Here is a 25,032-nt window from a genome sequence, read left to right as displayed (position 1 = left end):
GTCCGTCAGGCCTCGGGCGCCACGCCCGGGGTCTTCGCCCTGCCTCGGCCGACCTGGGTCCGTACCGCTCCCATGCTCGCCGCGATGACCAGGGCGATGGCCAGGGCCTGGGTGGTGGAGAGGGCCTGGTCCAGGATGAGGAAGCCCGCTGTCGCCGCGATGGCGGGCTCCAGGGACATCAGGATGGCGAAAGTGGACGCGGGGAGGCGTCGCAGCGCGAGCAGCTCGAGCGTGTAGGGAAGCACCGACGAGAGGATCGCCACCGCCGCGCCCAGCGCGATCGTCACAGGGTCCAGCAGCTTCCCGCCGGACTCCACCACGCCCAGCGGCAGGAACAGCACCGCCGCCACCGCCATGGCCAGCGCCAGCCCGTCGGCCTGCGGGAAGCGCCGGCCCGTACGCGCGCTGAAGACGATGTACGCCGCCCACATGGCTCCCGCGCCCAGGGCGAAGGCCACACCCACGGGGTCCAGGCCGCTGAAGCCTCCCCCGCCCAGGAGGAAGACGCCCGCCAGAGCCAGGCCGGCCCAGATGAGGTTGACCGCCCGGCGCGAGGCCAGCACCGACAGCGCCAGCGGGCCCAGGACCTCCAGCGTCACCGCCGGGCCCAGGGGGATACGGGCCACCGACTGATAGAAGAGCCCGTTCATCGCGGCCATGGTGATCCCGAAGACCAGGACGGTCCCCCAGTCCGTCCGGGAATGACCGCGCAGCCTGGGACGGCACACCACGAGCAGCACCAGCGCCGCCACCACGAGCCGCAGCGTCACGACACCCAGCGCGCCCGCCCTCGGCATCAGGCTCACCGCGAGGGCGCCGCCGAACTGCACCGACACGCCTCCGGCGAACACCAGCCCGACCGGCCCCAGAGAGCCCCAGCGATGCGGAGCGCCCGACGGGGCGGCCTGGAGAGGGCTCGAGGGGGCGGAGACGGCGGTGTCGGGGCTGCTCACGGGCGGTCCTGGGGCTCGGGTTCGTGCATCGAGATGTACTTTCAAGTTCAGGGTAGTGGACTCAGTCAGGCGTGTGAACCCGTTTCGGAGCTGTCCCACCCAGTGAGAACCACCTCAGCCGTCATCCCCCAGCCCCTCCGCCAGCACCTCCGCCAAGTGCTTCCCCCGCACGCCCGCCAGCTGTTCCAACTGCGTCCGGCAGGAGAAGCCGTCCGCCAGGATCACCGTGTCCTCCGTCGCTTCCCGCACCGCCGGGAGCAGTTGTTCCGCCGCGCAGGCCGCCGAGACCTGGAAGTGGTTCTCCTCGAAGCCGAAGTTGCCCGCCAGGCCGCAGCAGCCCCCGGTCAGGTCGCCGGTGAGGTGGGCGGCCCGGCGCAGGCGGCGGTCCGGTTCGTCGCCCAGCACCGCGTGTTGGTGGCAGTGGGTCTGGCCGGTCACCGGGCGGTCCAGGCGCGGTGGGGTCCAGTCGGGGGCCAGCCGCTCCAACGCCTCCGCGAAGGTCATCACCCGGGTCGCCAGCAGGGCCGCCCTCGGGTCGTCGTGCATCAGCTCCGGTACGTCCGTCCGCAGCGCCGCGGCACAGCTCGGTTCCAGGACCACGAGCGGGGCCCGCGTCGCCAGCACCGGCTCCAGCAGGTCCAGGGTGCGGCGCAGTACCGCGCGGGCGCGATCCAGCTGGCCGGTCGAGAGGTACGTCAGGCCGCAGCACACCCTGCCCCCGCGGCCGGCCCCCTTCAGCAGGGACAGCGCCGATCGCGTCCGGGCATCCCCCACCGGCCGCCCCCGCAGCGTCAGCGTCGGCGGCAGCGCCACCCGCAACCCGGCCGCCTCCAGCACGCGTACCGCCGCACGGCCGACGGACGGGGAGAGGTGCTCGGTGAAGGTGTCCGGCCACAGGACCACCAGGGGGCCGCCGCCACCGTCGCCGGTACCCCCACGGCGCCGCCACCACGTACTGAACGTCTCCCCCGCCAGCTTCGGAAGGGACCGCTCGGGAGCCAGCCCGCCGAGCCGCTTGCCCAGCGCCGCCAGCACCCCCACCGATGCAAGGCCGTTGACCAGGCGCGCGGCCCGCGCCCGCGCCACCCACCGCAGCCAGACCGGCAGCCACCCCATCGCGTAGTGCGCGGCCGGGCGGCGGCGCCCGGCGTAGTGGTGGTGCAGGAACTCCGCCTTGTACGTGGCCATGTCGACCCCGACCGGGCAGTCCGAGCGGCAGCCCTTGCAGGACAGGCACAGATCGAGCGCGTCCCGTACCTCCGTCGAACGCCACCCGTCGGTCACCAGTTCCCCCGCCAGCATCTCGTGCAGCAGCCGGGCCCGCCCGCGCGTGGAGTGCTCCTCCTCGCCCGTCACGCGGAAGGACGGGCACATGACGGCGGGGCCGGCCGAGGACGTCGTACGGCATTTCGCGACGCCCACGCAGCGGCGTACGGCGGCCGAGAAGTCGCCGCCGTCGGACGGGTAGCCGAAGGCCACGTCCACGGGCTCGCTGGGCAGGGCCGCGAAGCGGAGGTTGGCGTCCAGGGGGGCCGGGCGGACCAGCACGCCCGGGTTCAGCAGGTCATCCGGGTCCCACACGCCCTTGGCCCGCTCGAACAGGCCGACCAGTTCCTCGCCGTACATCCTCGGCAGCAGTTCCGCCCGCGCCTGCCCGTCCCCGTGCTCCCCGGACAGCGAACCCCCGTGCGCCACCACCAGATCGGCCAGTTCCTCGGAGAACCGCCGGAAGCGGCCGACGCCCGCCTCGGTGAGCAGGTCGAAGTCGATCCGGACGTGGATGCAGCCGTCCCCGAAGTGCCCGTACGGCGTCCCGCGCAGGCCGTGGGCGGTCAACAGCCCCCGGAAGTCCCGCAGGTACGCCCCCAGCCGGGCCGGCGGCACCGCGCAGTCCTCCCAGCCGGGCCAGGCTTCGCTGCCGTCCGGCATCCGGGTCGCCGTACCGCTGGCGTCCTCGCGGATCCGCCACAGGGCGCGCTGCCCGGCCGGGTCGGTGACCACGAGGGAGTCGACGACATCGGCGGCCCGTACGACGGTCTCCGCACGCGCGCGTGCCTCCTCGGCCGACTCCCCGCCCGTCTCGACGAACAGCCAGGCACCGCCCCTCGGCAGCGCGACCGCCGAGGGCACCAGGTCGGCCGCCATGCCCTCCACCGTCAACGGGCCGTGCGGCAACAACCCCGAGGCGGCCTCGGCGGCCGCGCCCTCGTCCGCATACCCCAGCACCGCGAGGGCACGCGCGCGTGGCGCCGCCACGAGACGCACGGTGGCCTCGGTCAGCACGCCGAACGTCCCCTCGGAGCCGCAGAAGGAACGGGCCACGTCGGCGCCCTTCTCGGGCAGCAGGGCGTCCAGGGCGTATCCGGAGATGCGGCGGGGCAGCTCGGGAAAGCCGGTCCGCAGCAGGGACAGTTCCCCCTCCACCAGTGCCCGCAGCCCGTCGGGCGCCCCGGCCCAGCCCGGCCCGAGCCGCGACCGCCGCCCCCGCGCGGTGACGACGTCCAGTTCGCGGACGCTGTCGGCGGTGGTCCCCCAGGCCACGCTGTGCGAGCCGCACGAGTTGTTCCCGATCATCCCGCCGAGCGAGCACCGGCTGTGCGTGGACGGGTCGGGCCCGAAGCGCAGCCCGTGCGGCGCGGCGGCCTCCTGCAGCCGGTCGAGCACGAGGCCGGGCTGGACGACGGCGGTACGGCTCTGCGGGTCGAGGGAGACCAGACGGTTCATGTGGCGGGTGAAGTCCAGCACCACGCCGACCCCCGTGGCCTGCCCCGCGATGGAGGTGCCGCCGCCGCGCGGGACGACGGGCACGCCGTGCGTCCGGCACACCTCCAGTACGGCGGCCACGTCATCGGCGTCGCGCGGGGCGACGACACCGAGGGGGACCCTTCGGTAGTTGGACGCGTCCATGGTGGTGAGGGCCCGGGCCGTGGTGCCGAAACCGACGTCACCCCGAACGACCTTGCGCAGTTCCGCCTCCAGATCCGTCATGGGTCCACTCAATCAGCGAAACGTCTCAGCCGACGGACTACATTTCGCCCGGGTTTCCCCCACCGGCTAACCTCACCTCCGTGGCTGAGATCCAGATTCCCGCTGACATCAAGCCCGCCGACGGACGTTTCGGCGCGGGCCCCTCCAAGGTGCGGACGGAGGCGCTGGACGCCCTCGCCGCCACCGGTTCCTCCCTGCTGGGCACCTCCCACCGCCAGGCGCCGGTGAAGAACCTCGTCGGCCAGGTCCGCGAGGGCATCTCCGAGCTGTTCTCCCTGCCCGACGGATACGAGGTCGTCCTCGGCAACGGCGGCTCCACCGCGTTCTGGGACATCGCCACCCACGGCCTGATCGAGAACAAGTCGCAGCACCTCACCTTCGGTGAGTTCAGCTCGAAGTTCGCCAAGGCCGCGAAGCTCGCCCCCTGGCTGGCCGAGCCCACCGTCGTCTCCGCCGACCCGGGCACCCACCCCGAGGCCGCCGCCGAGGCGGGCGTGGACGTGTACGCGTTCACCCACAACGAGACCTCGACCGGTGTCGCCATGCCGCTGAACCGCGTGGCCGGTGCCGACGAAGGCTCCCTGGTCCTGGTCGACGCCACCTCCGGCGCCGGCGGTCTGCCCGTGGACATCGCCGAGACGGACGTCTACTACTTCGCCCCGCAGAAGTCCTTCGCCTCCGACGGCGGCCTGTGGATCGGCGTCTTCTCCCCGGCCGCCATCGAGCGCGCCGAGCGGATCCACGCGTCCGGCCGGCACGTCCCGGAGTTCTTCAGCCTGCCGACGGCGATCGACAACTCCCGCAAGAACCAGACGTACAACACCCCGGCCCTCGCGACCCTCTTCCTGCTCAACCAGCAGCTGGAGTGGATCAACGGCCAGGGCGGCCTCGCCTGGTCCACGGCGCGGACGAAGGACTCCTCGACCCGGCTGTACAGCTGGGCGGAGGAGAGCAAGTACGCGACCCCGTTCGTCACCGACCCGGGCAAGCGCTCCCAGGTCATCGGCACGATCGACTTCTCGGACGAGATCGACGCCGCCGCCGTCGCCAAGGCCCTGCGCGCCAACGGCATCGTCGACACCGAGCCCTACCGCAAGCTCGGTCGCAACCAGCTCCGTATCGCCATGTTCCCGGCGATCGACCCGGCGGACGTCGAGGCGCTGACGAAGTGCGTCGACTACGTGATCGAGAAGCTGTAAGCGGCTTCCTCACGGCGAAGAAGGGCGTCCACACCGTGTGGGCGCCCTTCGTTCGTCACCGGCCGAGCTTCTGGAACCTCCGTACCGCGAGCGGCAGGAAGATCGCCGTCAGCACGACCGGCCAGACGCCCGCCATGAGCAGGGCGTGCTCCTCGACCCAGGAGTCGCCGCCGACCCGGTCGCCGAAGAGGTCCCGGGTGGCGGCCGCGGTGGAGGAGACCGGGTTCCAGGCCGCGACCCAGCCCAGCCAGTCGGGCATCAGCTGCGGCGCGACGAAGATGCTGGAGATCATCGTCAGCGGGAAGGCCACCGCGAACAGCCCGCCCGCCGCCTCCGGGTTGGGCACGAGCAGACCGACCCAGACCCCGAGCCAGATCAGCGCGAACCGCAGCCACAGCAGCAGTCCGAAGGCGGCCAGGAAGCCGAGCCCGCCGTCGGGGCGCCAGCCCATCGCGACCGCCGTGAGCATCATGATCGCCAACTCGGCGCAGGCGGCGAGGAGATCGGTCACCCCGCGGCCGGCGACCACCGCCGAGGAGGCCATCGGCATCGAGCGGAACCGGTCGATCACGCCCTTGGTGGAGTCGTACACCACGAGCGTGGCGGTGTTGATGAAGCCGAAGGCCATGGTCATCACGAACATGCCCGGCATCAGGAAGTCCGTGTAGTCCCCACCGCCCGGGACCGACATCGCGCTGCCGAAGACGTAGCCGTAGAGGAGGACGGAGAGGATCGGGAAGCCCAACTGCCAGGCGATGTTGACCGGTTGGCGCTGGTAGTGGGTCAGGCCCCGGCGGACGACGTTCCAGCAGTCGGCGAGCAGCCAGTACGTACGGCCGTGTCCCGCGCCGGTCTCGAGTGCGCTCATGCCGCGGCCTCCGTCTTCTCCGTGCGGTGTCCGGTCAGGCGCAGGAAGACGTCGTCGAGGCTCGGCCTGCGCAGTCCGATGTCCTCCACCGTCACGCCCTCGTCCTGGAGGGTGCGCGCCACCTCGGTGAGCGCGGCGACCCGGTCGGTCACGGGGGCGTGCACCCGCAACTCGGTCTCGTCCGACTCCGGTTCGCCGTCGGACACCCGGGCGACGACCTTCACCGCCCGCGGGATGTCGGCGCGGTCGGCGACGACGACCTCGACGCGGTCGCCGCCGACGCGGTTCTTCAGCCCGTCCGGGGTGTCGTCGGCGATGGCCCGGCCCTGGTCGATGACGGTGATCCGGGACGCCAGCTTGTCGGCCTCCTCCAGATACTGGGTGGTCAGCAGTACGGTCGTCCCGCTCGCCACCAGCGCCCGCACGGATTCCCAGACCTCGCCCCGGCTGCGGGGGTCGAGTCCGGTCGTCGGCTCGTCGAGGAAGAGGACGGCGGGCGCGAGGATCATGGACGCGGCGAGGTCCAGGCGGCGGCGCATGCCCCCGCTGTACTTGCCCACGCCCTTCTCGGCGGCGTCGGTCAGGTCGAACTGCTCCAGCAGCTCGGTGGCGCGGGACTTGGCGCGCCTGCCGCCGAGGTGGAAGAGGCGGCCGAACATCTCCAGGTTCTGCCGGCCGGTGAGCACCTCGTCCACGGCGGCGTACTGCCCGGTCAGACCGATGCGCGCCCGCACCTCGCGCGGCTGCCGGACCACGTCGAGCCCGGCGACCGTCGCCCGGCCGCCGTCCAGCCGCAGCAGCGTGGACAGGATGCGCACGGCGGTGGTCTTGCCCGCGCCGTTCGGGCCGAGCAGTCCGTGCACGGTGCCCTCGCGGACGGTGAGGTCGAAGCCGTCCAGGGCGCGCTTGTCGCCGTAGCGCTTCTCCAGGGCCTCGGCCCGTACGGCGTAACCGTCGCTCATGGGGTCCCCCTTCTCGGTAACTGAGTACACCGTACCCGATTACGCGTACGCCGTACCCAGTTTTTTGCGAAGGACTTAAGCTGAGCACCATGACGAGCGGCAATGACGGCACGGAGACCAGCGGCAGCGGGGACATCGCCCGCACCATGGAGCTGCTGTGGGACACCGGTCGGCGCCCCAGCCGCGGCCCCAAGCCCACGCTCACCCTGGACCGGATCGTGGAAGCGGCCGTCCGGGTGGCGGACGGCGAGGGCCTGGAGGCGCTCTCCATGCGGCGTGTCGCCGCCGAACTCGGCACCGGCACGATGTCGCTGTACCGCTACGTCCCCGGCAAGGCCGAGCTGCTCGACCTGATGCTGGACCGGGTCCAGCGCCCCTCGGAGAACCCGGCCGACCTGGGCGACGGCGGCTGGCGCTCGGCACTGGAGGCGATGGGGCGCGCGACCCTCGCGCTCTACCGCCGCCACCCCTGGCTGCTGCACGTCAACCAGTCCCGCCCGATCCTCGGTCCGAGCGCGCTGGACGGCATGGAGAAGGTGCTCTCCCGGATCAAGCCCATGGGGCTGTCCGACCCCGAGCTGGTCTCGGTGGTCGTCATGATCGACAACTACGTGGTGGGCGCCGCGCGGACGCAGCTGTACGCGCAGGAGGCGGAGCGGCGGACCGGGCTGACCGACACGGAGTTCTGGCAGGCGCAGACGCCGATGCTGGAGAAGGTCATGACGTCCGGCCGCTACCCGCTGCTGGCCTCCCTCGACGAGGACACCTGGGGCCCCGACTTCGACCATTTCGAGTTCGGGCTCCAGCGCATCCTGGACGGCCTGGAGGCGTTCGTGGCCTCCAGGCGCCGGTGACCGCTACCGCCGCCTGAGCAACCGCCGGAAGACGAACACCCCCGCGAACACGGCGGCCACGGCGAGGGCACCGACCTTGTAGTCGCCGCCGTCGCCGTCATCGCCGTCGGAGGCGGAACTGCCGTTCCCCGAAGGCGACTCGGAATCCTCCTCGGCCGGGGCGTCCGGGGCGTCCTCGGGTTCGACCGAGCTGTCGGAGCCCTCCGCGCCGTACATGAGCTGGGAGCCGTCGGCGGTGTAGGTGACGGACTCGCCCTGCCCGAGGAAGGGGACGCTCAGGCGGCCGGTCTTCTTGATCTCGCCGCCGTTCCAGTCGTAGGCGAAGGCGCCGAAGTAACTGCGCACGACGAGCTTCTGGCCGTCCGGGGAGAGGGCGGCGTCGGTCGCCTCCAGGTTGTCCACGGCGGCGACGGGCTTGAAGACATTGGTCCCGGAGGCGCTCAGCTCGGCCGGCCCCTCGTACAGGTGCCCGCCGCCCTCCTTCTTGTCGACGATGTACACGCGCCCGGTCTTCGGGTGAACGACCAGCGACTCGGCGTCGCGGGCGCCGTCGGAGTACTTCACGACGTACTGGGTGGCCTTGATCGTCTGGTCCCGGAGCTGTTTGGGCTCGGGCAGCTCGTAGATCCAGACGTGCGGCCAGGTGCCGCCGAGGTTGTCGCCGATGTCGCCGACGTAGAGACGGTTGTCCGGGCCGACGGAGATCGCCTCGACGTCGCGCGGGGCGCCGACGCCGGTCATGGTGAGGGTGGCGACGGTCTCGCCGGTGGCGCTGTCGACGGCGTAGAGATAGGCGCCGTCGTCGCTGTCGTTGTGGGTCCAGTAGACGCCCGGGTGCTGGCGGGAGGCGGCCAGGCCACTGGACTCCGTGATGCGCGGGTCCGTGATGGTGAAGCCGTCGTCGGCGTGGGCGGCGGGCACGGCGAACGCGCCCGTCAGCAGGGCGGCGGCGAGGACGGCGAAGGGTCGGCGCATGCCGTCAAGCCTGCCATCCCGTCCGACGATTGGCGGGGCGTGTCCGGCCTCACACCCCACCGGGACCGCTGATCGTCCATCATGAGCGGATGCTCAGGTTCATGCCCGTCGGTGACTCCCAGACGATCGGAAGCGCGGGCGAACACACCTGGCGCTACCGACTGTGGCAGCACCTGCGCGATACGTACGGCGGCCCCTTCACCCTGGTCGGCCCGCGCGAGGAGCTGTACGACAAGGCGACGGACACGCCGACGTCGTACGAGTACGCCGACCCCGACTTCCCCCGCGCCCACCTCGCCGGCTGGGGCGAGGGCTGGCTGCACATGGCGCCGCTGATCGGGGACGCGGTCCGCTCGTGCCGCGCGGACGTGCTCCTGGTCGCCCTCGGCCTGATCGACCTCGGCTTCTACACGAACGCGGAGCAGACGGCGGAGAACGTGGGGGCGTTCGTGGCCGAGGCACGGGCGGCCCGGCCGAAGGTGCGGATGGCGATCCTGCCGGTGATCCCGAACATCCGGGCCGTGGACGAGCCGGACTTCGGCGAGCAGGTCTCCCTCTTCAACGAACTGCTCGCGAAGACGGTGGCCGACCTGGACGAACCCCGCTCACCCCTCCTGCTGGCGACCCCGCCGGAGTCGTACGACATCCACCTCGACACCTACGACGGCACCCACCCGAACGGAAGCGGCGAGCACAAGATCGCGGCGGCGTTCGCGGAGACGATGTGGCAGGGGTGGGGGATCGGACAGCCGTACGCGGCCTGAACAGGTTGACCGAAATCCGGAGTCTCCTGGGTGCTGTGCCTATCGTTGTACTGCGCGGCTGCACCTTGTCCGTGGGGCAGCCGGGGAGGAGCGCCACGATGACCGTCCTTCAAGACAGGATCGACATGGCCGACGCCAACACCGAGCGCTTGGACGAGTGGTTCGAGCGGCTTGAGCGCATGCCCGTCCCCGAAGGATTCCGGGTCGAGATCGTCGGGGGCAACGTCCATATGACGCCGCAGCGGGACATTCACTGGATCATCATCCGCCGTATCGTGCGGGCACTGGAGGATGAGTTCGGTATGGATGTCACAGTGTTCTCGGACGTCCGCATCGACTTCCCGGGGCACCAGAACGGTTTCTGCCCCGACGTCGCCATGCTCAAGGACTCGGCGCAGAAGGACGACACGGGCCACTGGCGGTACCAGGACGTCGAGTTCATCGCCGAAGTCATCTCCAGAGGCACGGCCGCCAACGACTACGGCCCCAAGAAGACCGCCTACGCCGTCGCCGAAGTCCCCGTCTACCTCATCGCCGACCCCTACCAGGGCAAGTGTCACCTCTACACCCAGCCCAAGGACGGCGAGTACGTCGCCGAATTCTCCATCGCCTTCGGCGCCGACCTCGACATGACCACGACCCCCCTCGGACTCACCCTCAAGACGGACGGCTTCCCCCGCGACTGACACAATCGGTCACCATGGCGATCATCCATCACACCACCCTCAAGCCCTCCAAAGTCGAGCTGCTCACCGCCTGGCTGCCCACCCGCCCCTGGTATGTCGGTGACGGCGCACCGGAGTTGACCAAGGCGGGCGGCTTCCGGCTGGACGATCCGGCGGGGGAAGTCGGCATCGAGTTCATGGTGGCCGTCGACGCGTCCGGCGTCGCCTACCTCGTCCCGCTCACCTACCGCGGCGCCCCGCTCCCCGGCGCCGAGCACGCCCTCGTCGGGACCATGGAGCACGGTGTGCTGGGCAAGCGCTGGGCCTACGACGGCTGCCACGACCCCGTGCTCGTCGCCGAGTTGCTCGCCCTGATCGAGGGCCGCGTCCAGGCCCAGGCGCAGAGCGTCGACAACACCGTCGACCCTGACATCGCCCGCTCCTGCAGCGGCACCGGCGCCCTGAGGGCCGACGGGGCCCCCGAGGACGACGAGACCGGCACCGAGCTGAACACCACGGGCGGCACCCTGCGCCTCCACCGCCGCCTCACCCTCCCGGACGCCCTGCCCGAGGGCGCGCTCGGGCATGTCTCCGGCCACTGGACGGCCCCCGACGGCTCCCCCGCCCGGGCCCTCTTCGCCGAGCTGCGGTAAAGCTCCTTGCTTCGAGTCCACTCCACGCAGTTGGCTGGGTGGCCATGAAGTACACGCAGCTCGGACGCACGGGACTCAAGGTCAGCCGGCTCGTCCTCGGCACCATGAACTTCGGACCGCAGACCGACGAAGCAGCCAGCCACGCGATCATGGACGCGGCGCTGGACGCGGGCATCAACTTCTTCGACACCGCCAATGTGTACGGCTGGGGCGAGAACAAGGGCCGCACCGAGGAGATCATCGGCAGCTGGTTCGGCAAGGGCGACGGCCGCCGCGACCGGACCGTCCTCGCCACCAAGGTGTACGGCAACATGGGCGCCGACGGCGAGGCCTGGCCCAACCACGACAAGCTCTCGGCCCTCAACATCCGCCGCGCCGTGGACGCCTCACTGAAGCGGCTCGGGACCGACTACATCGACGTCTACCAGTTCCACCACATCGACCGGGACACCCCGTTCGAGGAGATCTGGCAGGCCATCGACGTCCTCGTCCAGCAGGGCAAGATCCTTTACGCCGGGTCCAGCAACTTCCCCGGCTACAAGATCGCCCAGGCCAACGAGGTCGCGGCACGGCGCGGCTCGTACGGGCTCGTGAGCGAGCAGTGCCTCTACAACCTCTACGAGCGCCGCGCCGAGATGGAGGTCATCCCGGCCGCGCAGGACTACGGCCTCGGCGTCATCCCCTGGTCGCCGCTGCACGGCGGGCTGCTCGGCGGGGTGATCAGGAAGGAGGCGGAGGGTGGTCGCCGGGCCTCCGGACGCGCCGCCGACACCCTCGCCGATCCGGCCGCCCGCGCCCGGCTGCAGTCCTACGAGGACCTGCTGGACAAGCACGGCGTCGAGCCCGGCGAGGCCGCCCTGGCCTGGCTGCTCACCCGGCCCGGCGTCACCGGCCCGATCGTCGGCCCGCGCACGGCGGACCAGCTCGACTCCGCGCTGCGGGCGGTCGAGCTGGAGCTGAGCGAGGAACTGCTGGCGGGCCTCGACGAGATCTTCCCCGGCCCCGGGCCCTCTCCGGAGGCCTTCGCCTGGTAGCGGGGGGAGCGGAAACGCGCCCTCGGGGGAGCGGCCCGCACCGGGGCGCTCCCCTACCCGCCGAGGGCCGAGGCCAGGGCCACGACGACGAACATCAGCACAAGCGCACCGGCCATGATCCGGTTCCGGGTTTTCGGGTCCACGGGTCCGAGCCTAACCGGCCGCCCCGAACGCCCAGCGGGCGACCGCCTCGTACCGGGGCTGCTCCCCGGGCACCCCGGACCGCGGCAGACGGCTGCGCACCAGCACCAGCTCCCCCACGGTCCAGGTACGGCTGGTGAATCCGTCGAGCACGTCCAGCCACGGCCGTACCCGCACCGCGTCCCGGCTCCGCGCCACCGTCAGATGCGCCTTGTAGCGCCGGTGCTCCCCCATCTCCACGCCCGCCTTCCGCCCCGCCGCCTCCGCCCGGTCGGCCAGCAGCCGCAGGGCGTCCTGATCACCCTCGGCCCCCACCCACAGCGCCCTTCCGTGCCCGAACTGCCCGCCCCCGCGCAGGGCCAGCGGGAAGGATTCCGTGCGATGCGCCACACGCGCGAGCCGGTCCGACAGGCCGGGGACGAGGGCTTCGTCGACCTCGCCGTAGAACGCGAGCGTGAAGTGCCATCCGGGGCGGTCGGTCCAACGCAGCTGGTCCGCACCCGGCAGCTTCTTCAACTCGTCCACTTCCGCGGCGAGTTCACGGACCACGTCCTCGGGTGGCAGCAGGGCCGCGAAGAGTCTCATGGGCCCAGCCTGCCACCATGACGGCATGGAGATCACGATCAGGGAAGGCGGACCCGAGGACATCCCCGCGATCCTCGGCATGCTCGACAGCAGCGTCGAGTGGCTGGTCTCACAGGGGCGGTCCGGGCAGTGGGGCAGCAAGCCGCTGTCGGGCAACCCGAAGGTCGCGCAGTCCGTCGTCCTGGACCTGGCCGTGGGGGCCGCGTACATCGCCGAGGCCGACGGGGTGCCGGCCGGCACGCTCACCCTCACCGACGCGCCCGGCGCCCATCTGTCCCACCTCCCGCCGCCCGGAGAGCCCGAGCGGTACATCCACTGGCTCGCCTCCGACCGCCGCTTCAAGGGCCACGGTGTGGGCACCGCCCTCCTCGCGCATGCCGCCGAGGTGACCCGGCGGGCGGGGGTGGGGCTGTTGCGGGTGGACTGCTACGCGGGCGGCGACGGCGGGCTCGTCGCCTACTACGTACGCCATGGCTTCGCCCCGACGCAGACGTACACCGGCGGGGAGAACCACGACTGGCCCGGGCAGGTGCTGGCGATGCGGGTCCGGTAGCCGTCCTCACGGCTCAGGCCGCCGGCGCCAGCCGCTCCTGCTCCCTGGGCACGAAGCGGACCACCGGGTGGCCACGGCTCCAGCCGACCGACACCCGCAGTCCGCCGACCCGGGCCAGGACCAGGCCGATGACCGCCGCCGCCAGCGCCGCCACCGCGCCGCCCGCCGCGAGGCCGACCCGGGGGCCGTAGGTGTCCGTGATCCAGCCGACGATCGGGGCGCCCACCGGGGAGCCGCCGAGGAAGACCATCATGTAGAGGGCCATCACCCGGCCGCGCATCGCCGGATCGGTGGACATCTGGATCGTGGTGTTGGCCGTGACGTTCACCGTCATGCCGAACAGGCCGAGCGGGATCATCAGCAGCGCGAACATCCACAGGGACGGCAGCAGCGCCGCCACGATCTCCACAGAGCCGAAGAGCGCCGCGCCCGCGATCAGCAGCCGCAGCCGTGCCGTGCCGCGCCGGGCGGCGAGCAGGGCTCCGGTCACCGAGCCGACCGCCATCAGCGTGTTGAACAGGCTGTAGGAGCCGGCGCCCGCGTGGAAGACGTCGTCGGCGAAGGCGGACAGGTAGACGGGGAAGTTGAAGGCGAAGGTGCCGACGAAACCGACCAGCACGATGGGCCAGATCAGCTCGGGGCGCCCGGCGACATAGCGCAGGCCCTCCCGCAGCTGTCCCTTGCCCCGTGGGGCGCGCTCGACCACGTGCAGTTCACGGGCCCGCATCAGCAGCAGTCCGGCGATGGGCGCGACGAAGGACAGGCCGTTGAAGAGGAAGGCATAGCCGGTGCCCACACCGGTGATCAGCACACCGGCCACCGCCGGGCCGACCAGCCGCGCGGACTGGAAGTTTGCGGAGTTCAGGCTGACCGCGTTCTGGAGCTGGTCGGGGCCGACCATCTCGCTGACGAAGGACTGCCGGGCGGGGTTGTCGAGGACCGTCGCGAGGCCCATGGCGAAGGCGGCGACGTAGACGTGCCATACCTGGACGTGCCCGCTGATGGTCAGGAAGGCGAGCGCCAGGCCCGTCACGGCCATCGCGGTCTGGGTGAACAGGAGCGTGGGCCGCTTGGGCAGTCGGTCGACGAGGACACCGCCGTAGAGGCCGAAGAGCAGCATCGGCAGGAACTGGAGCGCCGTCGTGATGCCGACGGCGGTGGCGGAGCCGGTCAGGCTCAGCACCAGCCAGTCCTGGGCGATGCGCTGCATCCAGGTACCGGTGTTGGAGACGACCTGCCCGAGAAAGAACAGGCGGTAGTTCCTGACCTTCAACGAGCTGAACATCGAGGTGGACTTGGTGGTAGGGGTGGTCGGTGCGGGGGCGGAAGCTGCTCCGGATCCCGTACTCAAAGGGTTCGCCTCCTCGAACGTGCCTTACAGGTGTGCGAGCTTCTCCAGCACGGGGGCGGCGGCGCGGAGTTTCGCCCACTCGTCCTCGTCGAGACCGTCGACCAGGGTGGCCAGGAAGGCGTTGCGCTTGGCGCGGCTCTCGGCGAGCATCGCCTCGGCCTGTTCCGTCTTCGTGACGACCTTCTGGCGCCGGTCCTCGGGGTGCGGCTCCAGGCGGACCAGTCCCTTGGCCTCCAGCAACGCGACGATGCGGGTCATCGACGGCGGCTGTACATGCTCCTTGCGGGCGAGCTCGCCCGGTGTGGCCTGGCCGCAGTTGGACAGGGTGCCGAGCACCGACATCTCGGTGGGGCTCAGCGACTCGTCGACCCGCTGGTGCTTGAGCCGACGGGACAGCCGCATGACAGCGGATCGCAGGGAGTTCACGGCGGCAGCGTCGTCGCCATGGGTAAGGTCCGACATGTTCTTTAGGTTAACTCATTACCCTGACTAAAGACCACCCTGGCACGCCCCGACACCCGTGACGCCGGCCACTGAACCCGGGGCCAACCGGGGTGTCGTAAACCCGACATCACCCATATGAGTGAGCCGATTCCGGAAAGCGACACACCACCCGGCCGCCTGAGGTGACCCTCGATGCATGGGGACCAGCGTGCTCAGCCTGCGGATAGACGGGGAGCTGCTCGAACGGCTCCGGCACCATGCGGCCAAAAGAGGAATGAGCGTCCAGGACTACGTGGTCCGGACGCTCATTCGGGACGACTTCGACGAACGGTTCCAGTCCGCCGTCGAGGAGACCGAGAAGTTCTACGGCCTCGCCTAGGGCCTTACGTCAGGCCCAGTGCCGGCATCAGGTAGTAGAAGGTGAACACCGCCGCCACGACGTACATCGCCACCGGCACCTCCCGGCCCCGCCCGGCGGCGAGCCGCAGCACCACGAAGGTGATGAAGCCCATGCCGATGCCGTTGGTGATCGAGTAGGTGAACGGCATCATCACCATCGTGACGAAGGCCGGGATCGCGATCGTGTAGTCGGCCCAGTCGATCTCCTTGACGGAGTTCGCCAGGATCAGGAAGCCGACCGCGAGCAGCGCGGGGGTGGCCGCCTGGGACGGAACCATGGTGGCGACCGGCGTCAGGAACAGCGCGGCCGTGAAGAGCCCGCCGGTGATGACGTTGGCGAAGCCGGTGCGGGCCCCCTCGCCGACGCCGGCCGTGGACTCCACGAAGGCCGTGGTGGCCGAGGAGGAGCTGGCACCGCCCGCGGCGACCGCGAGGCCGTCGACGAACAGGACCTTGTTGATGCCGGGCATCTGGCCCTGGGCGTCGGTCAGCTTGGCCTCGTCCGAGACGCCCATGATCGTGCCCATGGCGTCGAAGAAGCACGACAGCAGGACCGTGAAGACGAACAGCACGCCGGTGAGCATGCCGACCTTCTCGAAGCCGCCGAACAGGCTGAACTCGCCGACCAGACCGAAGTCGGGGGTGGCGACCGGGTTGCCGGGCCACTTGGGCGTGGTCAGGCCCCAGGACGGGATGTCCGCGACGGCTTCGATGATCAGCGCGAGGACCGTCATGGCGACGATCGAGATCAGGATGGCGCCGGAGACCTTGCGCACGATGAGGGCGAGGGTGAGCAGGGCGCCCAGGACGAAGACGAGCACCGGCCAGCCGTTGAGGTGACCGTCGCCGCCGAGCTGGAGCGGGACAGTGGTCTGGGCGGCGTCCGGGATCCGCGAGACGAAGCCGGAGTCCACCAGGCCGATCAGCATGATGAACAGGCCGATACCGATCGAGATCGCCTTGCGCAGACCGAACGGCACGGCGTTCATCACGCGCTCCCGAAGGCCCGTGGCGACCAGCAGCATCACCACGAAACCGGCCAGCACGACCATGCCCATGGCGTCCGGCCAGGACATCCGGGGGGCGAGCTGGAGCGCCACGACCGAGTTCACGCCCAGACCGGCGGCGAGCGCGATCGGCACATTGCCGATGACACCCATCAGCAGCGTGGTGAACGCAGCCGTCAGCGCCGTCGCGGTGACCAGCTGACCGTTGTCGAGCTGGTTGCCGTACATGTCCTTCGCGCTGCCCAGGATGATCGGGTTCAGCACGATGATGTAGGCCATCGCGAAGAAGGTGGCGAAGCCACCGCGAATCTCGCGCGGCAGGGTGCTGCCCCGCTCGGAGATCTTGAAGAAACGGTCGAGGGCGCCGTAGGCGGGCTTGGCTCCCGGCTCAGGGGCGGGGACCTTGGCGGGGGCCGAGGTGGACATGTATTTGGTGTTTCCTACGAAGAGAAGTGGCCAGGCGTAAACAGTTTCAGTATGAACATATGAGAGCGGGATCGGCCATCTCCGCGCGTAGATACGTCCACCTCGTAAGCTGTCCCCATGGCGAAGTGGACACCGAAGCACGAGGCGCCGGAGCCCCTGGAGGGCCCCGTCGTCGCCACCATCACGGGCGGCACGATCCTCTGGTTCGTCCTCTTCCTGGTCCAGCTCCCGTTCTACGGCTGGTTCGACGACCACGGGCACCTGTGGTGGCTGTGGACCTGCCTGGCCGGCGCCGGGCTCGGCCTGATCGGGATCTGGTACGTCCGCAGGCGGGACGCGGCGATCAAGCGCGAGGCCGTGGCACCGCAGTAGGGCTCTCCTACAACCACGGCACCACTTCGCCCCGTTGCCCGTCCTCCCCAGGTCGGATCTTCCGCGCACTCGGCGGGTGAAGCCCCAAATCCGCACGTACCGTCGAATGCATGACGCACATCGACGCGGGCACCGAAGTCGATCCCGGCCATCCCCTGCCCGCCCCGGTGGACACCGGCGGTCTGACCGCCACCGAGGTGGCCGAGCGGGTCGCCCGGGGGCAGGTCAACGACATCCCGGTGCGCAGCAGCCGGTCCACCGTCGACATCGTCCGCGCCAACGTCTTCACCCGGTTCAACGCGATCATCGGCGTGCTCTGGCTGATCATGCTGATCGTCGCGCCGATCCAGGACAGCCTGTTCGGCTTCGTCATCCTCGCCAACACCGGGATCGGCATCGTCCAGGAGTGGCGGGCGAAGAAGACCCTGGACTCGCTCGCCGTCATCGGCGAGGCCCGCCCCACCGTCCGCCGTGACGGGGTCGCCGCCGAGGTGACCACCGCGGAGATCGTGCTGGACGACCTGATCGAGATCGGGCCGGGCGACAAGGCCGTCGTGGACGGCGTGTGCGTCGAGGCCGACGGCCTGGAGATCGACGAGTCCCTGCTCACCGGCGAGGCCGACCCGGTGGTCAAACGGCCCGGGGACCAGGTCCTGTCCGGCTCCTTCGTGGTCGCGGGCGGCGGCGCCTTCCAGGCCACCAAGGTCGGCCGCGAGGCCTACGCCGCCCAGCTCGCCGAGGAGGCCTCCCGCTTCACCCTCGTCCACTCCGAGCTGCGCTCCGGCATCTCCACCATCCTCAAGTACGTGACCTGGATGATGATCCCGGCCGCGCTCGGCCTGGTCGCCACCCAGCTGTTCGTGAAGAACAAGGACCTCGACGACTCGATCGCCCGGACCGTCGGCGGCATCGTCCCGATGGTCCCGGAAGGCCTGGTGCTGCTCACCTCCGTCGCCTTCGCCATCGGCGTCATCCGGCTTGGCCGGAAACAGTGCCTCGTCCAGGAACTCCCCGCCATCGAGGGCCTCGCCCGCGTCGACGTCGTCTGCCTCGACAAGACCGGCACCCTCACCGAGGGCGGCATGGACGTCACGGAACTGCGGCCCCTGAACGGCAGCGATGAGGCGTACGTCCGCCAGGTGCTCGGCGCCCTGGGGGAATCCGACCCCCGGCCCAACGCCTCCCTGCAGGCCATCATCGACGCCTACCCCGAGACCGACGGCTGGCGCTGCACCGAGTCCCTTCCCTTCTCCTCCGCCCGCAAGTACAGCGGCGCCTCCTTCAGCGAGGACGGCGGCGAATCCAGTACGTGGCTGCTGGGGGCGCCCGACGTCCTGCTCGCCCCGGACGACCCCGCCCTCACCGAGACCGACCGGCTCAACGAACAGGGCCTGCGCGTCCTCCTCCTCACCCGCGCCGGACGTGATCTGAGCGACCCCGAGGTGGCCGCGGACGCCAAGCCGACCGCGCTGGTCGTCCTGGAGCAGCGGCTGCGGCCGGACGCGGCCGACACCCTGCGCTACTTCGCCGAGCAGAACGTCAGCGCCAAGGTCATCTCCGGCGACAACGCGGTCTCCGTGGGCGCGGTCGCGGGCAAGCTGGGCCTGGAGGGCAGCACCGTCGACGCCCGGCTGCTGCCGCGCGACACGGACGGCATGGCCGACGCGCTCGACGCGGGCACGGTGTTCGGGCGGGTCACCCCGCAGCAGAAGCGGGACATGGTGGGGGCGCTGCAGTCCCACGGGCACACGGTCGCGATGACCGGGGACGGGGTGAACGACGTACTCGCCCTGAAGGACGCCGACATCGGGGTCTCCATGGGCTCCGGCTCGGAGGCCACGCGGGCCGTCGCGCAGATCGTGCTGCTGAACAACAGCTTCGCGACGCTTCCCTCGGTGGTCGCCGAGGGGCGGCGGGTGATCGGGAACATCACGCGGGTGGCCACGCTGTTCCTGGTGAAGACCGTGTACTCGGTGCTGCTGGCGGTGCTGGTGGTGTGCTGGCAGGTGGAGTACCCCTTCCTGCCACGGCACTTGACCCTGCTCTCCACCCTGACCATCGGGGTCCCGGCCTTCTTCCTCGCCCTCGCGCCCAACAAGGAACGGGCGAGGCCGCATTTCGTACGGCGGGTGATGCGGTACTCGATCCCGGGTGGCGTGGTGGCCGCGGTCGCGACCTTCGCGACCTACCTGATCGCCCGTCACCACTACACGGGCGAGGGCGCCTTGGACGCCGAGACCAGCGCCGCCACCCTGACCCTGTTCCTGATCTCGATGTGGGTGCTGGCGATCATCGCGCGGCCGTACACCTGGTGGCGGGTGGCGCTGGTCGCCTCGATGGGCCTGGGCTTCGTGATCGTCCTGGTGGTGCCCTGGCTCCAGGAGTTCTTCGCCCTGAAGCTCGTGGGCGTCACGATGCCGTGGATCGCGGTCGGCGTATCGGTGGTGGCGGCGGCCGCCCTGGAGTTCACCTGGAAATGGGTCGACCGCCGCTTTCCCGCGTGAGCGGCGGAGCAGCAGACTCGACGCAGCCCCGCGCCCCTTACGGAGTTGTCCTTACTGCACGTCGACGAAGTCGCCCTTGGCGCTGACGCCCGCGGTGCTCGTGATGCCCGCGTACGTGAAGCGGTAGTAGCCGTCCTTCGTGGCCGTCGTCGTCGTCTTCAGGGAGCCGTCGGTGGCGGTCTTGATGCCCTTGACGTTGACGTACGCCGAGCTGCCCGACTCGCGGTACTGGAGGGTGACCTTCTGGCCCGCGGGCAGGCCCACGTACTTGTTGCTCTCCCAGCTGGCGCGGGTCAGCTTGCCCTTGATCGTGAGGGTCTTGCCCGCCTTCACCGGCTCCGGCGTGGCGTCGACCGTCAGCTTGGCGAGGCGCTGGACCACCGTGCTGCCCAGGTCGCCCTGGTCGGCGTATCCGACCTTGGTGATGTCGTAGTTCTCGCCCAGCGGGTCCTGGCCGTTCTGCGCGAGCGCGAGGGCCGCGCCCTTCCAGCTGCCGGCGTCGGAGTTCAGCAGCTCACCCTCGGCCGGGTAGGCGTCGATCTTGCCCGTGCAGGTGGCGGTGGTGGCCGAAGTGGCCGTGCAGGACGCCGGCTTGTTGCCGAACAGCATGTTGTCCGGGGCCGTGTAGGAGCCCTTGTAGAGGTACGGGCCGGTGGCGAAGTCCTCGGCCTTGATGTCGATGTCCGCCGCGTGGGTCATCGTGTAGGTGACCGACGTCGAGTAGCGGCCGGTCGCCCCGACCTTGAACGTCTTGGCGATCTTGAAGTCCGAGAACTTGACGTCCATGTCGTACGGGCCGTCCGCGCGGGTGTCCTTGCCGAACTGGGCGCGGATCTTCGCGACATCGGCCCGCTGGGCGGACGAGACGTCGTCGGCCTGGGCGGCCGGCACGACGAAGGCGGACAGGGCCAGGGCGCCGGTCACGGCGGCGACGGTGGCGCGTATGCGCATGCTTTCCCCAAGTGGTCGTATGAGGAGCGCGAGTGCTCCAAGTGATCAGATGGAGTCGGCGGGGTTTAGGTTGCCCGGGAGATCCCCCGAAAACACGGACGTCCGGCCCCGGACGGCTTCCGGGACCGGACGTTCGGGCTGGGTCGGTGCTTACTGCACGTCGACGAAGTCACCGGTGGCGGTGGCCGGCGCGGTGCTCGTGATGCCGGCGTAGACGAAGCGGTAGTAGCCGTCGGTCGAGGCCGTCGTCGTGGTCTTCAGGTAGCCACCCGTGGTGGTCTTGATGCCCTTGACGTTGGTGTACGTCGTGCTGTCCTTCTTGCGGAACTGGAGCACGACGCTCTGGCCGCTGGGAATGCCGGAGTAGCCGAGCGTCTCCCAGTTGGCGCGGGTCAGCTTGCCGGAGACCGTGATGGTCTTGCCCTTCGCCACCGGCTCCGGGGAGGCGTTGACCGTCAGCTTCGCCGAGCGCTTGACCTTGTGGGTCGTGTGGAAGTCGTTGATGTAGACGTCGCCGCTGTTGGCGAGGGCGGCCGCGGTCACGTGCCAGGTGCCGGCCAGCGAGTTGAGGTACAGGTCGTCGTACGTGCTCGCGGTGATGGTGAGCTTGCAGGTCGACGTGGTGGCGCTCACCGCGGTGCAGGTGGCGGCCTCCTCGTTCGGCGCGAAGTAGCCGTCGATGTCGTTCACCGGGTCGGTGCCGTGCCACAGGTCGATGTAGGCGTCCGCGATGCCGCTCTCGTGCGTGGCGGTGAGGGACACATCGAAGGTCTTGACGGTGGTGGTGCCGAAGACGAGGTCCTTGCCCGCGTTCACCGTCACCTTGGAGACGGTGGGCGCCGCGGCGGCCGTGCTGAACGCCGACTTGGCGGAAGAGGTGCCGAAGCGCTCGGAGACGCTCGGCCGGTCGAGGCTCGCCGCATCGCGCGAGTCGGCCTGCGCGAGCGGCGCGGCGACGGCGGAGAGAACGAGGGCGCCGGAGACGGCGGCCACGGTGGCGCGAATACGCATGTGTTCCCCAGGTGGAGAGGGGCCCCGACGCTGGTCGTTCCCTACGGCTCGTCGTCGGCCGGGGCCCAAAGTGATCGTGGAGCCTGTTGGCTCGCATGATCAGATTCGCGACGCGAGCGAATGGTTGTACGTCGTACGAAAATTCTGTGGGGAAATCCCGCAGATCCCGTGCGCCTCAGTCGAACCAGCGGTCCCGCGCCAGCTCCCGCGTCCGTGACGGATCCTCCAGCAGCGCCGCGACCTCGAACCGACGCGGCCACTGTCCGGCCGCCCAGGCCAGGCCCGCGGCCACGCCCTCCAGGGTGGCCGCGTGCAGGACGCCGTCGTCGGTGAGCCGCCAGTCGATCTCCACGCCGTCCACGACGAGTTCCTCGTGCTCGACGTAGGAGGACGGGGTCCGCGGGCCCAGCAGCACCCGGACCGACTCCGGTACGTCGTGCTCGGTGCCCTCGGAGTCGACGGACCCCGTGACGGATTCGCTGAGCCGCCGCACCTGGAACAGCTCGGCGAGTTCGGCGGCGCGCGAGGGCCGTACCGGCAGCAGCGCCACGCCCTCGGTGAAGGGCAGCAGGTCGGGCGAGTCGACGACCACGGCGTCGGCCGCGTCCACCACCTCCACCCGGCCGTCGACCACGGCCCGCAGCTCGTCCGGCAGGGTCACCTGCTCGGGGTCGAGGTCGGCCAGGGCGCCGTAGAGGGCGTGCAGTTGGGCTCCGGTGACCTCGCGGTCAGGGTCGGCGAGCCGGTCCAGCAGCTCCGCCGCGCCGCCCGGCTCGTCGAGCAGCGCCGCCACCGACGTCCGTACGCCCAGCGCCCGCAGCACCTGTTCGTCGTCGAAGCCGGTCGCGTCGGCCTCGTCGTAGAGGCCGCGCAGCAGCGGGTCGCCGCCAGCGGCGAGCAGCCCGGCGGGGCGGCGGCCGTCGAGCACCGGGTGCCCGCGCAGCCACCAGGCGGTGTAGGGCCGTACGACCTCGTGCGTGCCGTCGGGGAGCAGGATCCGCACCTGCTGGGTGAGGGCGTCCCTGAGCGGCGGCCGGGCGAGGAGGGCGAGGGCCTGGGGCCACTTGTCGTCGTCGACCAGGTCCAGGTCGCGCACGGCGACGAGTTCGGTGGCGACGGGCGGCACCGGGGTGTCCGGGAAGCGGTCGAGGATGTCCTCGGACCACACGTCCACGGCGTCCAGCAGCCCCGCGTCGTCGGGTTCGGCGAAGTCCCCTTCCCGGGGCTCCAGTTCGTCGGGGTCGAGGACGACGTCCGTGGCGCGGACGAGGGCGAAGTTCGCGAGCACCCCGCAGGCGGCGAGCGGCTGTTCGCCCCACTTCTCGGCCAGTTCGGCGTCGACTGCGGCGAGTTCACCCTCCCGCATGACCTGGTGGAAGGGGCTGCCGGGCAGGACCAGTTCGCCCGCGGGCGCTGGCTCCCCCTCCTCGTCGGGCAGGGCGAGCGCCCCGAGCCAGGGCTCGTCGCCGGGCTCCAGACCGGCGTCCCGCACCAGCGCGAGCACGGTGTCGGCCAGTTCCTCGGCGTCGAGCCCGTCCTGCTCCCAGTCGAGGCTTCCGTCGTCCTCCAGGGAACCCGCGACGGCGGCCCGGACCTGCGGGGTGGTCAGCACGGCCCGCGGGGTGGCGGGCAGCGCGCCGAGCTTCTCCAGCAGCGGGTGGGCGGCGTCCGGATGGGCGATCTTCAGCCCGAGCCGGGCCAGCACCTCCGGGTCCAGGGCCGCGTCCGCGGTGGGCAGCAGGACCTGCCGGGGGCCGATGGTGGTCCGCCCTCCCCCGGTGCCGAAAGCCTGGGAGGTGCCGCCGGCGAGCGGCACCGGCAGCCCGGAGAGCCGGTCCGGGTCGACCCCGGCGAGGCTGTCGTACAACCGCCGCCACCAGTCCGGCTCCTTCTCCAGACCGGCCAGCCGGTCGACGGCCTCGGTCAGCGGCACCCGCGCGACACCCAACGTCCGCAGCTCCACGCGCCGTTCGAGCCCGGCGGGCAGCAGCGTGGGCAGCACCTCCGCGAGGACCCGTACGGTGTCGGCCCCCGCGCCCTCCACGACCTCGGCGTCCCGGGGCCGCAGCGACTCGGGCAGGTCCTCGGTCGGCTCCAGCGCGGGCGGCAGGAAGGAGGTCCGCGGCAGCCGCTCCAGGATGGCCGCCCGCAGGGCCCCGTCCAGCTCGCCCTTGCCGAGCGGGCCGGGCACGAGGTCGATGATCCCGGCGGTCACCGGACGCCACTCGGCGAGCAGCTCGGCGTAGGCGTCGGCGGCCCGTTCGACGAGGAAGTCGGTCAGCGGGCCGGGGGCCGCGTGCCGTCGGGTGGTGTCCAGCGGGAAGGAGGCGATGAGCAGGGCGGGCACGCCGAGCGGTTCGTCGCTGGGGGTGGGGGCGTGCACGAAGGGGCTGGTTCGGGGGCGCGCCGGGGAGCCGTCGGCCTCGACCGGCACGGCCCAGGTCACGGACCAGTGGGGCCGCAGCCGCTCCTCGACGGGCCGGTCGGTCAGCAGCTCGGCCTCGACCGCCCCGTGCGCGGCGGTGGTACGCCAGTGGGTGATGCCGTCCCGGGAGTCCTCCACGACGGTGAAGGCGCCGTCGGTGCGCCGGGTGAGGGTGCGCACGGTGTCGGTCTCGATGACGACCTCGGTGAGACCGGGCAGGGCGAGGAGCAGGGCGTCGTCCACGGCGCCCAGCAGCCGCTCGGCGAGGTCGGCGGCGGCGGCGTCGCGCAGCGGCAGGATGACGACGGTGTCATAGGGGTCGGGAGCGGTCCCCTCGGCGGCGAAGGGCAGCCGGAGCAGGGGCACATGCCCGTCCCGCCGCCGCATCTCGTCCCCGAGCCCGGGGCTGTGCCGGGCGGTGTCGGCGGCCAGCGCCCGGCCCTCGGCGAGGGACCAGCGCACACCGCCGTGCCGTCCGACGACGGCGGGCTCGTCGGTGACGGCGAGGACGGCGGCGAACCCGACGCCGTACCGCCCGACGGAGGGCGTGTCGCGCTTGGCGGAGGCCCGGAGCGTGGAGAGCGACTCGACACCGGCGGCGTCGAGGGGAGCGCCGGTGTTGGCGGCGACGAGGACGCCGTCCCGCAGGGTGAGCCGGAGCCGTCCGGGTACGCCCGCGCGCGCGGCGGCGTCGGCGGCGTTCTGAGCGAGCTCGACGACGAGTCGGTCCCGGTACCCACCGAGGACGAGGTCCTCCTCGGCGTTGGCGTCCTCCCGGAACCGGGCGGGACTGGTCGCCCAGGCGTCCAGCACCCCACGCCGCAGCCGGGCGGTCCCGAACGGATCCGCTCCCTCGACGGCCGGCCGCACGAACTTGCTCACGTTCACTCCACTCATCGGCGTGACGATGAAGGTACCGCGAGCCGGGGCACCCCTGACTACGGCCGG

Annotated in this window: 22 protein-coding genes; 10 read left to right on the top strand and 12 right to left on the bottom strand. The window is 71.1% G+C overall.

Going from position 1 to position 25,032, the window contains the following annotated elements; all coding sequences use genetic code 11:
• Positions 1 to 5: 5 nt before the first annotated feature.
• Complete coding sequence (locus ACWDRW_RS02965) at positions 6 to 953, bottom strand: EamA family transporter (RefSeq protein ID WP_451719172.1); 948 nt, start codon at positions 951 to 953, stop codon at positions 6 to 8.
• Between the two features lie 114 nt (positions 954 to 1,067).
• Positions 1,068 to 3,941, bottom strand: coding sequence for an FAD-binding and (Fe-S)-binding domain-containing protein (locus ACWDRW_RS02960; RefSeq protein ID WP_451719169.1), 2,874 nt, complete (start codon positions 3,939 to 3,941; stop codon positions 1,068 to 1,070).
• Positions 3,942 to 4,021: 80 nt separating this feature from the next.
• On the opposite strand from ACWDRW_RS02960, the gene serC reads away from it, so the two are divergent.
• Positions 4,022 to 5,140, top strand: a complete 1,119-nt coding sequence (serC, locus tag ACWDRW_RS02955) for a phosphoserine transaminase (RefSeq protein WP_451719166.1) — start codon at positions 4,022 to 4,024, stop codon at positions 5,138 to 5,140.
• 55 nt (positions 5,141 to 5,195) lie between these two features.
• Here serC and ACWDRW_RS02950 read toward each other — a convergent pair whose 3' ends face one another.
• Both ACWDRW_RS02950 and ACWDRW_RS02945 read right to left on the bottom strand, forming a co-directional pair.
• On the bottom strand, positions 5,196 to 6,008 hold the full coding sequence (locus ACWDRW_RS02950) for an ABC transporter permease (protein ID WP_451719163.1): 813 nt from the start codon (positions 6,006 to 6,008) through the stop codon (positions 5,196 to 5,198).
• Positions 6,005 to 6,970: an ATP-binding cassette domain-containing protein gene (locus tag ACWDRW_RS02945; RefSeq protein WP_451719160.1), complete on the bottom strand. Its 966-nt coding sequence runs from the start codon at positions 6,968 to 6,970 to the stop codon at positions 6,005 to 6,007. The genes ACWDRW_RS02950 and ACWDRW_RS02945 overlap by 4 nt, the downstream gene beginning before the upstream one ends.
• 89 nt (positions 6,971 to 7,059) lie before the next feature.
• Here ACWDRW_RS02945 and ACWDRW_RS02940 point away from each other — a divergent pair, with 89 nt between their 5' ends.
• Positions 7,060 to 7,824: a TetR/AcrR family transcriptional regulator gene (locus tag ACWDRW_RS02940; protein ID WP_451719157.1), complete on the top strand. Its 765-nt coding sequence runs from the start codon at positions 7,060 to 7,062 to the stop codon at positions 7,822 to 7,824.
• A gap of 3 nt (positions 7,825 to 7,827) precedes the next feature.
• Here ACWDRW_RS02940 and ACWDRW_RS02935 read toward each other — a convergent pair whose 3' ends face one another.
• Positions 7,828 to 8,799, bottom strand: a complete 972-nt coding sequence (locus tag ACWDRW_RS02935) for a WD40 repeat domain-containing protein (protein WP_451719154.1) — start codon at positions 8,797 to 8,799, stop codon at positions 7,828 to 7,830.
• An 89-nt stretch (positions 8,800 to 8,888) separates the two neighbouring features.
• Between ACWDRW_RS02935 and ACWDRW_RS02930 the strand changes: the two genes are divergently transcribed.
• The 4 genes from ACWDRW_RS02930 to ACWDRW_RS02915 all read left to right on the top strand — a co-directional run bounded on the left by ACWDRW_RS02930 (position 8,889) and on the right by ACWDRW_RS02915 (position 11,915).
• Positions 8,889 to 9,563: a GDSL-type esterase/lipase family protein gene (locus ACWDRW_RS02930; protein WP_451719151.1), complete on the top strand. Its 675-nt coding sequence runs from the start codon at positions 8,889 to 8,891 to the stop codon at positions 9,561 to 9,563.
• Between the two features lie 98 nt (positions 9,564 to 9,661).
• Complete coding sequence (locus ACWDRW_RS02925; RefSeq protein WP_451719149.1) at positions 9,662 to 10,249, top strand: Uma2 family endonuclease; 588 nt, start codon at positions 9,662 to 9,664, stop codon at positions 10,247 to 10,249.
• A gap of 14 nt (positions 10,250 to 10,263) precedes the next feature.
• Positions 10,264 to 10,881, top strand: coding sequence for a maltokinase N-terminal cap-like domain-containing protein (locus tag ACWDRW_RS02920; protein WP_451719146.1), 618 nt, complete (start codon positions 10,264 to 10,266; stop codon positions 10,879 to 10,881).
• A gap of 44 nt (positions 10,882 to 10,925) precedes the next feature.
• Positions 10,926 to 11,915: an aldo/keto reductase gene (locus ACWDRW_RS02915; protein WP_451719143.1), complete on the top strand. Its 990-nt coding sequence runs from the start codon at positions 10,926 to 10,928 to the stop codon at positions 11,913 to 11,915.
• A 153-nt stretch (positions 11,916 to 12,068) separates the two neighbouring features.
• Here ACWDRW_RS02915 and thpR read toward each other — a convergent pair whose 3' ends face one another.
• Complete coding sequence (gene thpR, locus ACWDRW_RS02910) at positions 12,069 to 12,641, bottom strand: RNA 2',3'-cyclic phosphodiesterase (RefSeq protein WP_451719140.1); 573 nt, start codon at positions 12,639 to 12,641, stop codon at positions 12,069 to 12,071.
• 25 nt (positions 12,642 to 12,666) lie between these two features.
• Here thpR and ACWDRW_RS02905 point away from each other — a divergent pair, with 25 nt between their 5' ends.
• Entirely contained in the window at positions 12,667 to 13,194 is a 528-nt protein-coding gene (locus ACWDRW_RS02905) for a GNAT family N-acetyltransferase (RefSeq protein ID WP_451719138.1), read from the top strand.
• A gap of 13 nt (positions 13,195 to 13,207) precedes the next feature.
• Here the strand turns inward: ACWDRW_RS02905 and ACWDRW_RS02900 are convergent, their stop codons facing one another.
• Together ACWDRW_RS02900 and ACWDRW_RS02895 are read right to left on the bottom strand one after the other, a co-directional pair.
• Entirely contained in the window at positions 13,208 to 14,545 is a 1,338-nt protein-coding gene (locus ACWDRW_RS02900; protein WP_451719135.1) for an MFS transporter, read from the bottom strand.
• A 24-nt stretch (positions 14,546 to 14,569) separates the two neighbouring features.
• Complete coding sequence (locus ACWDRW_RS02895) at positions 14,570 to 15,007, bottom strand: MarR family winged helix-turn-helix transcriptional regulator (protein WP_328872166.1); 438 nt, start codon at positions 15,005 to 15,007, stop codon at positions 14,570 to 14,572.
• A gap of 178 nt (positions 15,008 to 15,185) precedes the next feature.
• Between ACWDRW_RS02895 and ACWDRW_RS02890 the strand changes: the two genes are divergently transcribed.
• A complete protein-coding gene (locus ACWDRW_RS02890; protein WP_451719132.1) occupies positions 15,186 to 15,368 on the top strand; it encodes a ribbon-helix-helix protein, CopG family in 183 nt (60 codons plus the stop codon).
• 4 nt (positions 15,369 to 15,372) lie between these two features.
• Here the strand turns inward: ACWDRW_RS02890 and ACWDRW_RS02885 are convergent, their stop codons facing one another.
• The gene (locus tag ACWDRW_RS02885; RefSeq protein ID WP_451719129.1) at positions 15,373 to 16,821 is read right to left on the bottom strand and encodes an NCS2 family permease; all 1,449 of its coding nucleotides are present in this window, start codon (positions 16,819 to 16,821) and stop codon (positions 15,373 to 15,375) included.
• Between the two features lie 117 nt (positions 16,822 to 16,938).
• On the opposite strand from ACWDRW_RS02885, the gene ACWDRW_RS02880 reads away from it, so the two are divergent.
• The gene (locus ACWDRW_RS02880) at positions 16,939 to 17,193 is read left to right on the top strand and encodes a DUF2530 domain-containing protein (RefSeq protein ID WP_451719126.1); all 255 of its coding nucleotides are present in this window, start codon (positions 16,939 to 16,941) and stop codon (positions 17,191 to 17,193) included.
• A 110-nt stretch (positions 17,194 to 17,303) separates the two neighbouring features.
• Positions 17,304 to 19,697: an HAD-IC family P-type ATPase gene (locus ACWDRW_RS02875; RefSeq protein WP_451719124.1), complete on the top strand. Its 2,394-nt coding sequence runs from the start codon at positions 17,304 to 17,306 to the stop codon at positions 19,695 to 19,697.
• A 51-nt stretch (positions 19,698 to 19,748) separates the two neighbouring features.
• On the opposite strand, the gene ACWDRW_RS02870 is transcribed toward ACWDRW_RS02875, so the two are convergent.
• The 3 genes from ACWDRW_RS02870 to ACWDRW_RS02860 all read right to left on the bottom strand — a co-directional run bounded on the left by ACWDRW_RS02870 (position 19,749) and on the right by ACWDRW_RS02860 (position 24,981).
• Entirely contained in the window at positions 19,749 to 20,648 is a 900-nt protein-coding gene (locus ACWDRW_RS02870) for a hypothetical protein (protein ID WP_451719122.1), read from the bottom strand.
• A gap of 150 nt (positions 20,649 to 20,798) precedes the next feature.
• Positions 20,799 to 21,659 carry a DUF5707 domain-containing protein gene (locus ACWDRW_RS02865; RefSeq protein WP_451719119.1) on the bottom strand — a complete coding sequence of 287 codons (861 nt, stop codon included), beginning with the start codon at positions 21,657 to 21,659 and terminating at the stop codon, positions 20,799 to 20,801.
• A 175-nt stretch (positions 21,660 to 21,834) separates the two neighbouring features.
• Positions 21,835 to 24,981 (bottom strand): sacsin N-terminal ATP-binding-like domain-containing protein, encoded by a 3,147-nt coding sequence (locus tag ACWDRW_RS02860; protein ID WP_451719116.1) that lies wholly within the window; start codon positions 24,979 to 24,981, stop codon positions 21,835 to 21,837.
• Positions 24,982 to 25,032 lie beyond the last annotated feature (51 nt).

The organism is Streptomyces sp. NPDC003635 (assembly GCF_053587635.1).
The sequence above is the reverse complement of the archived record's forward strand: the minus strand, read 5'-3'. Positions and strand labels throughout refer to the sequence as shown.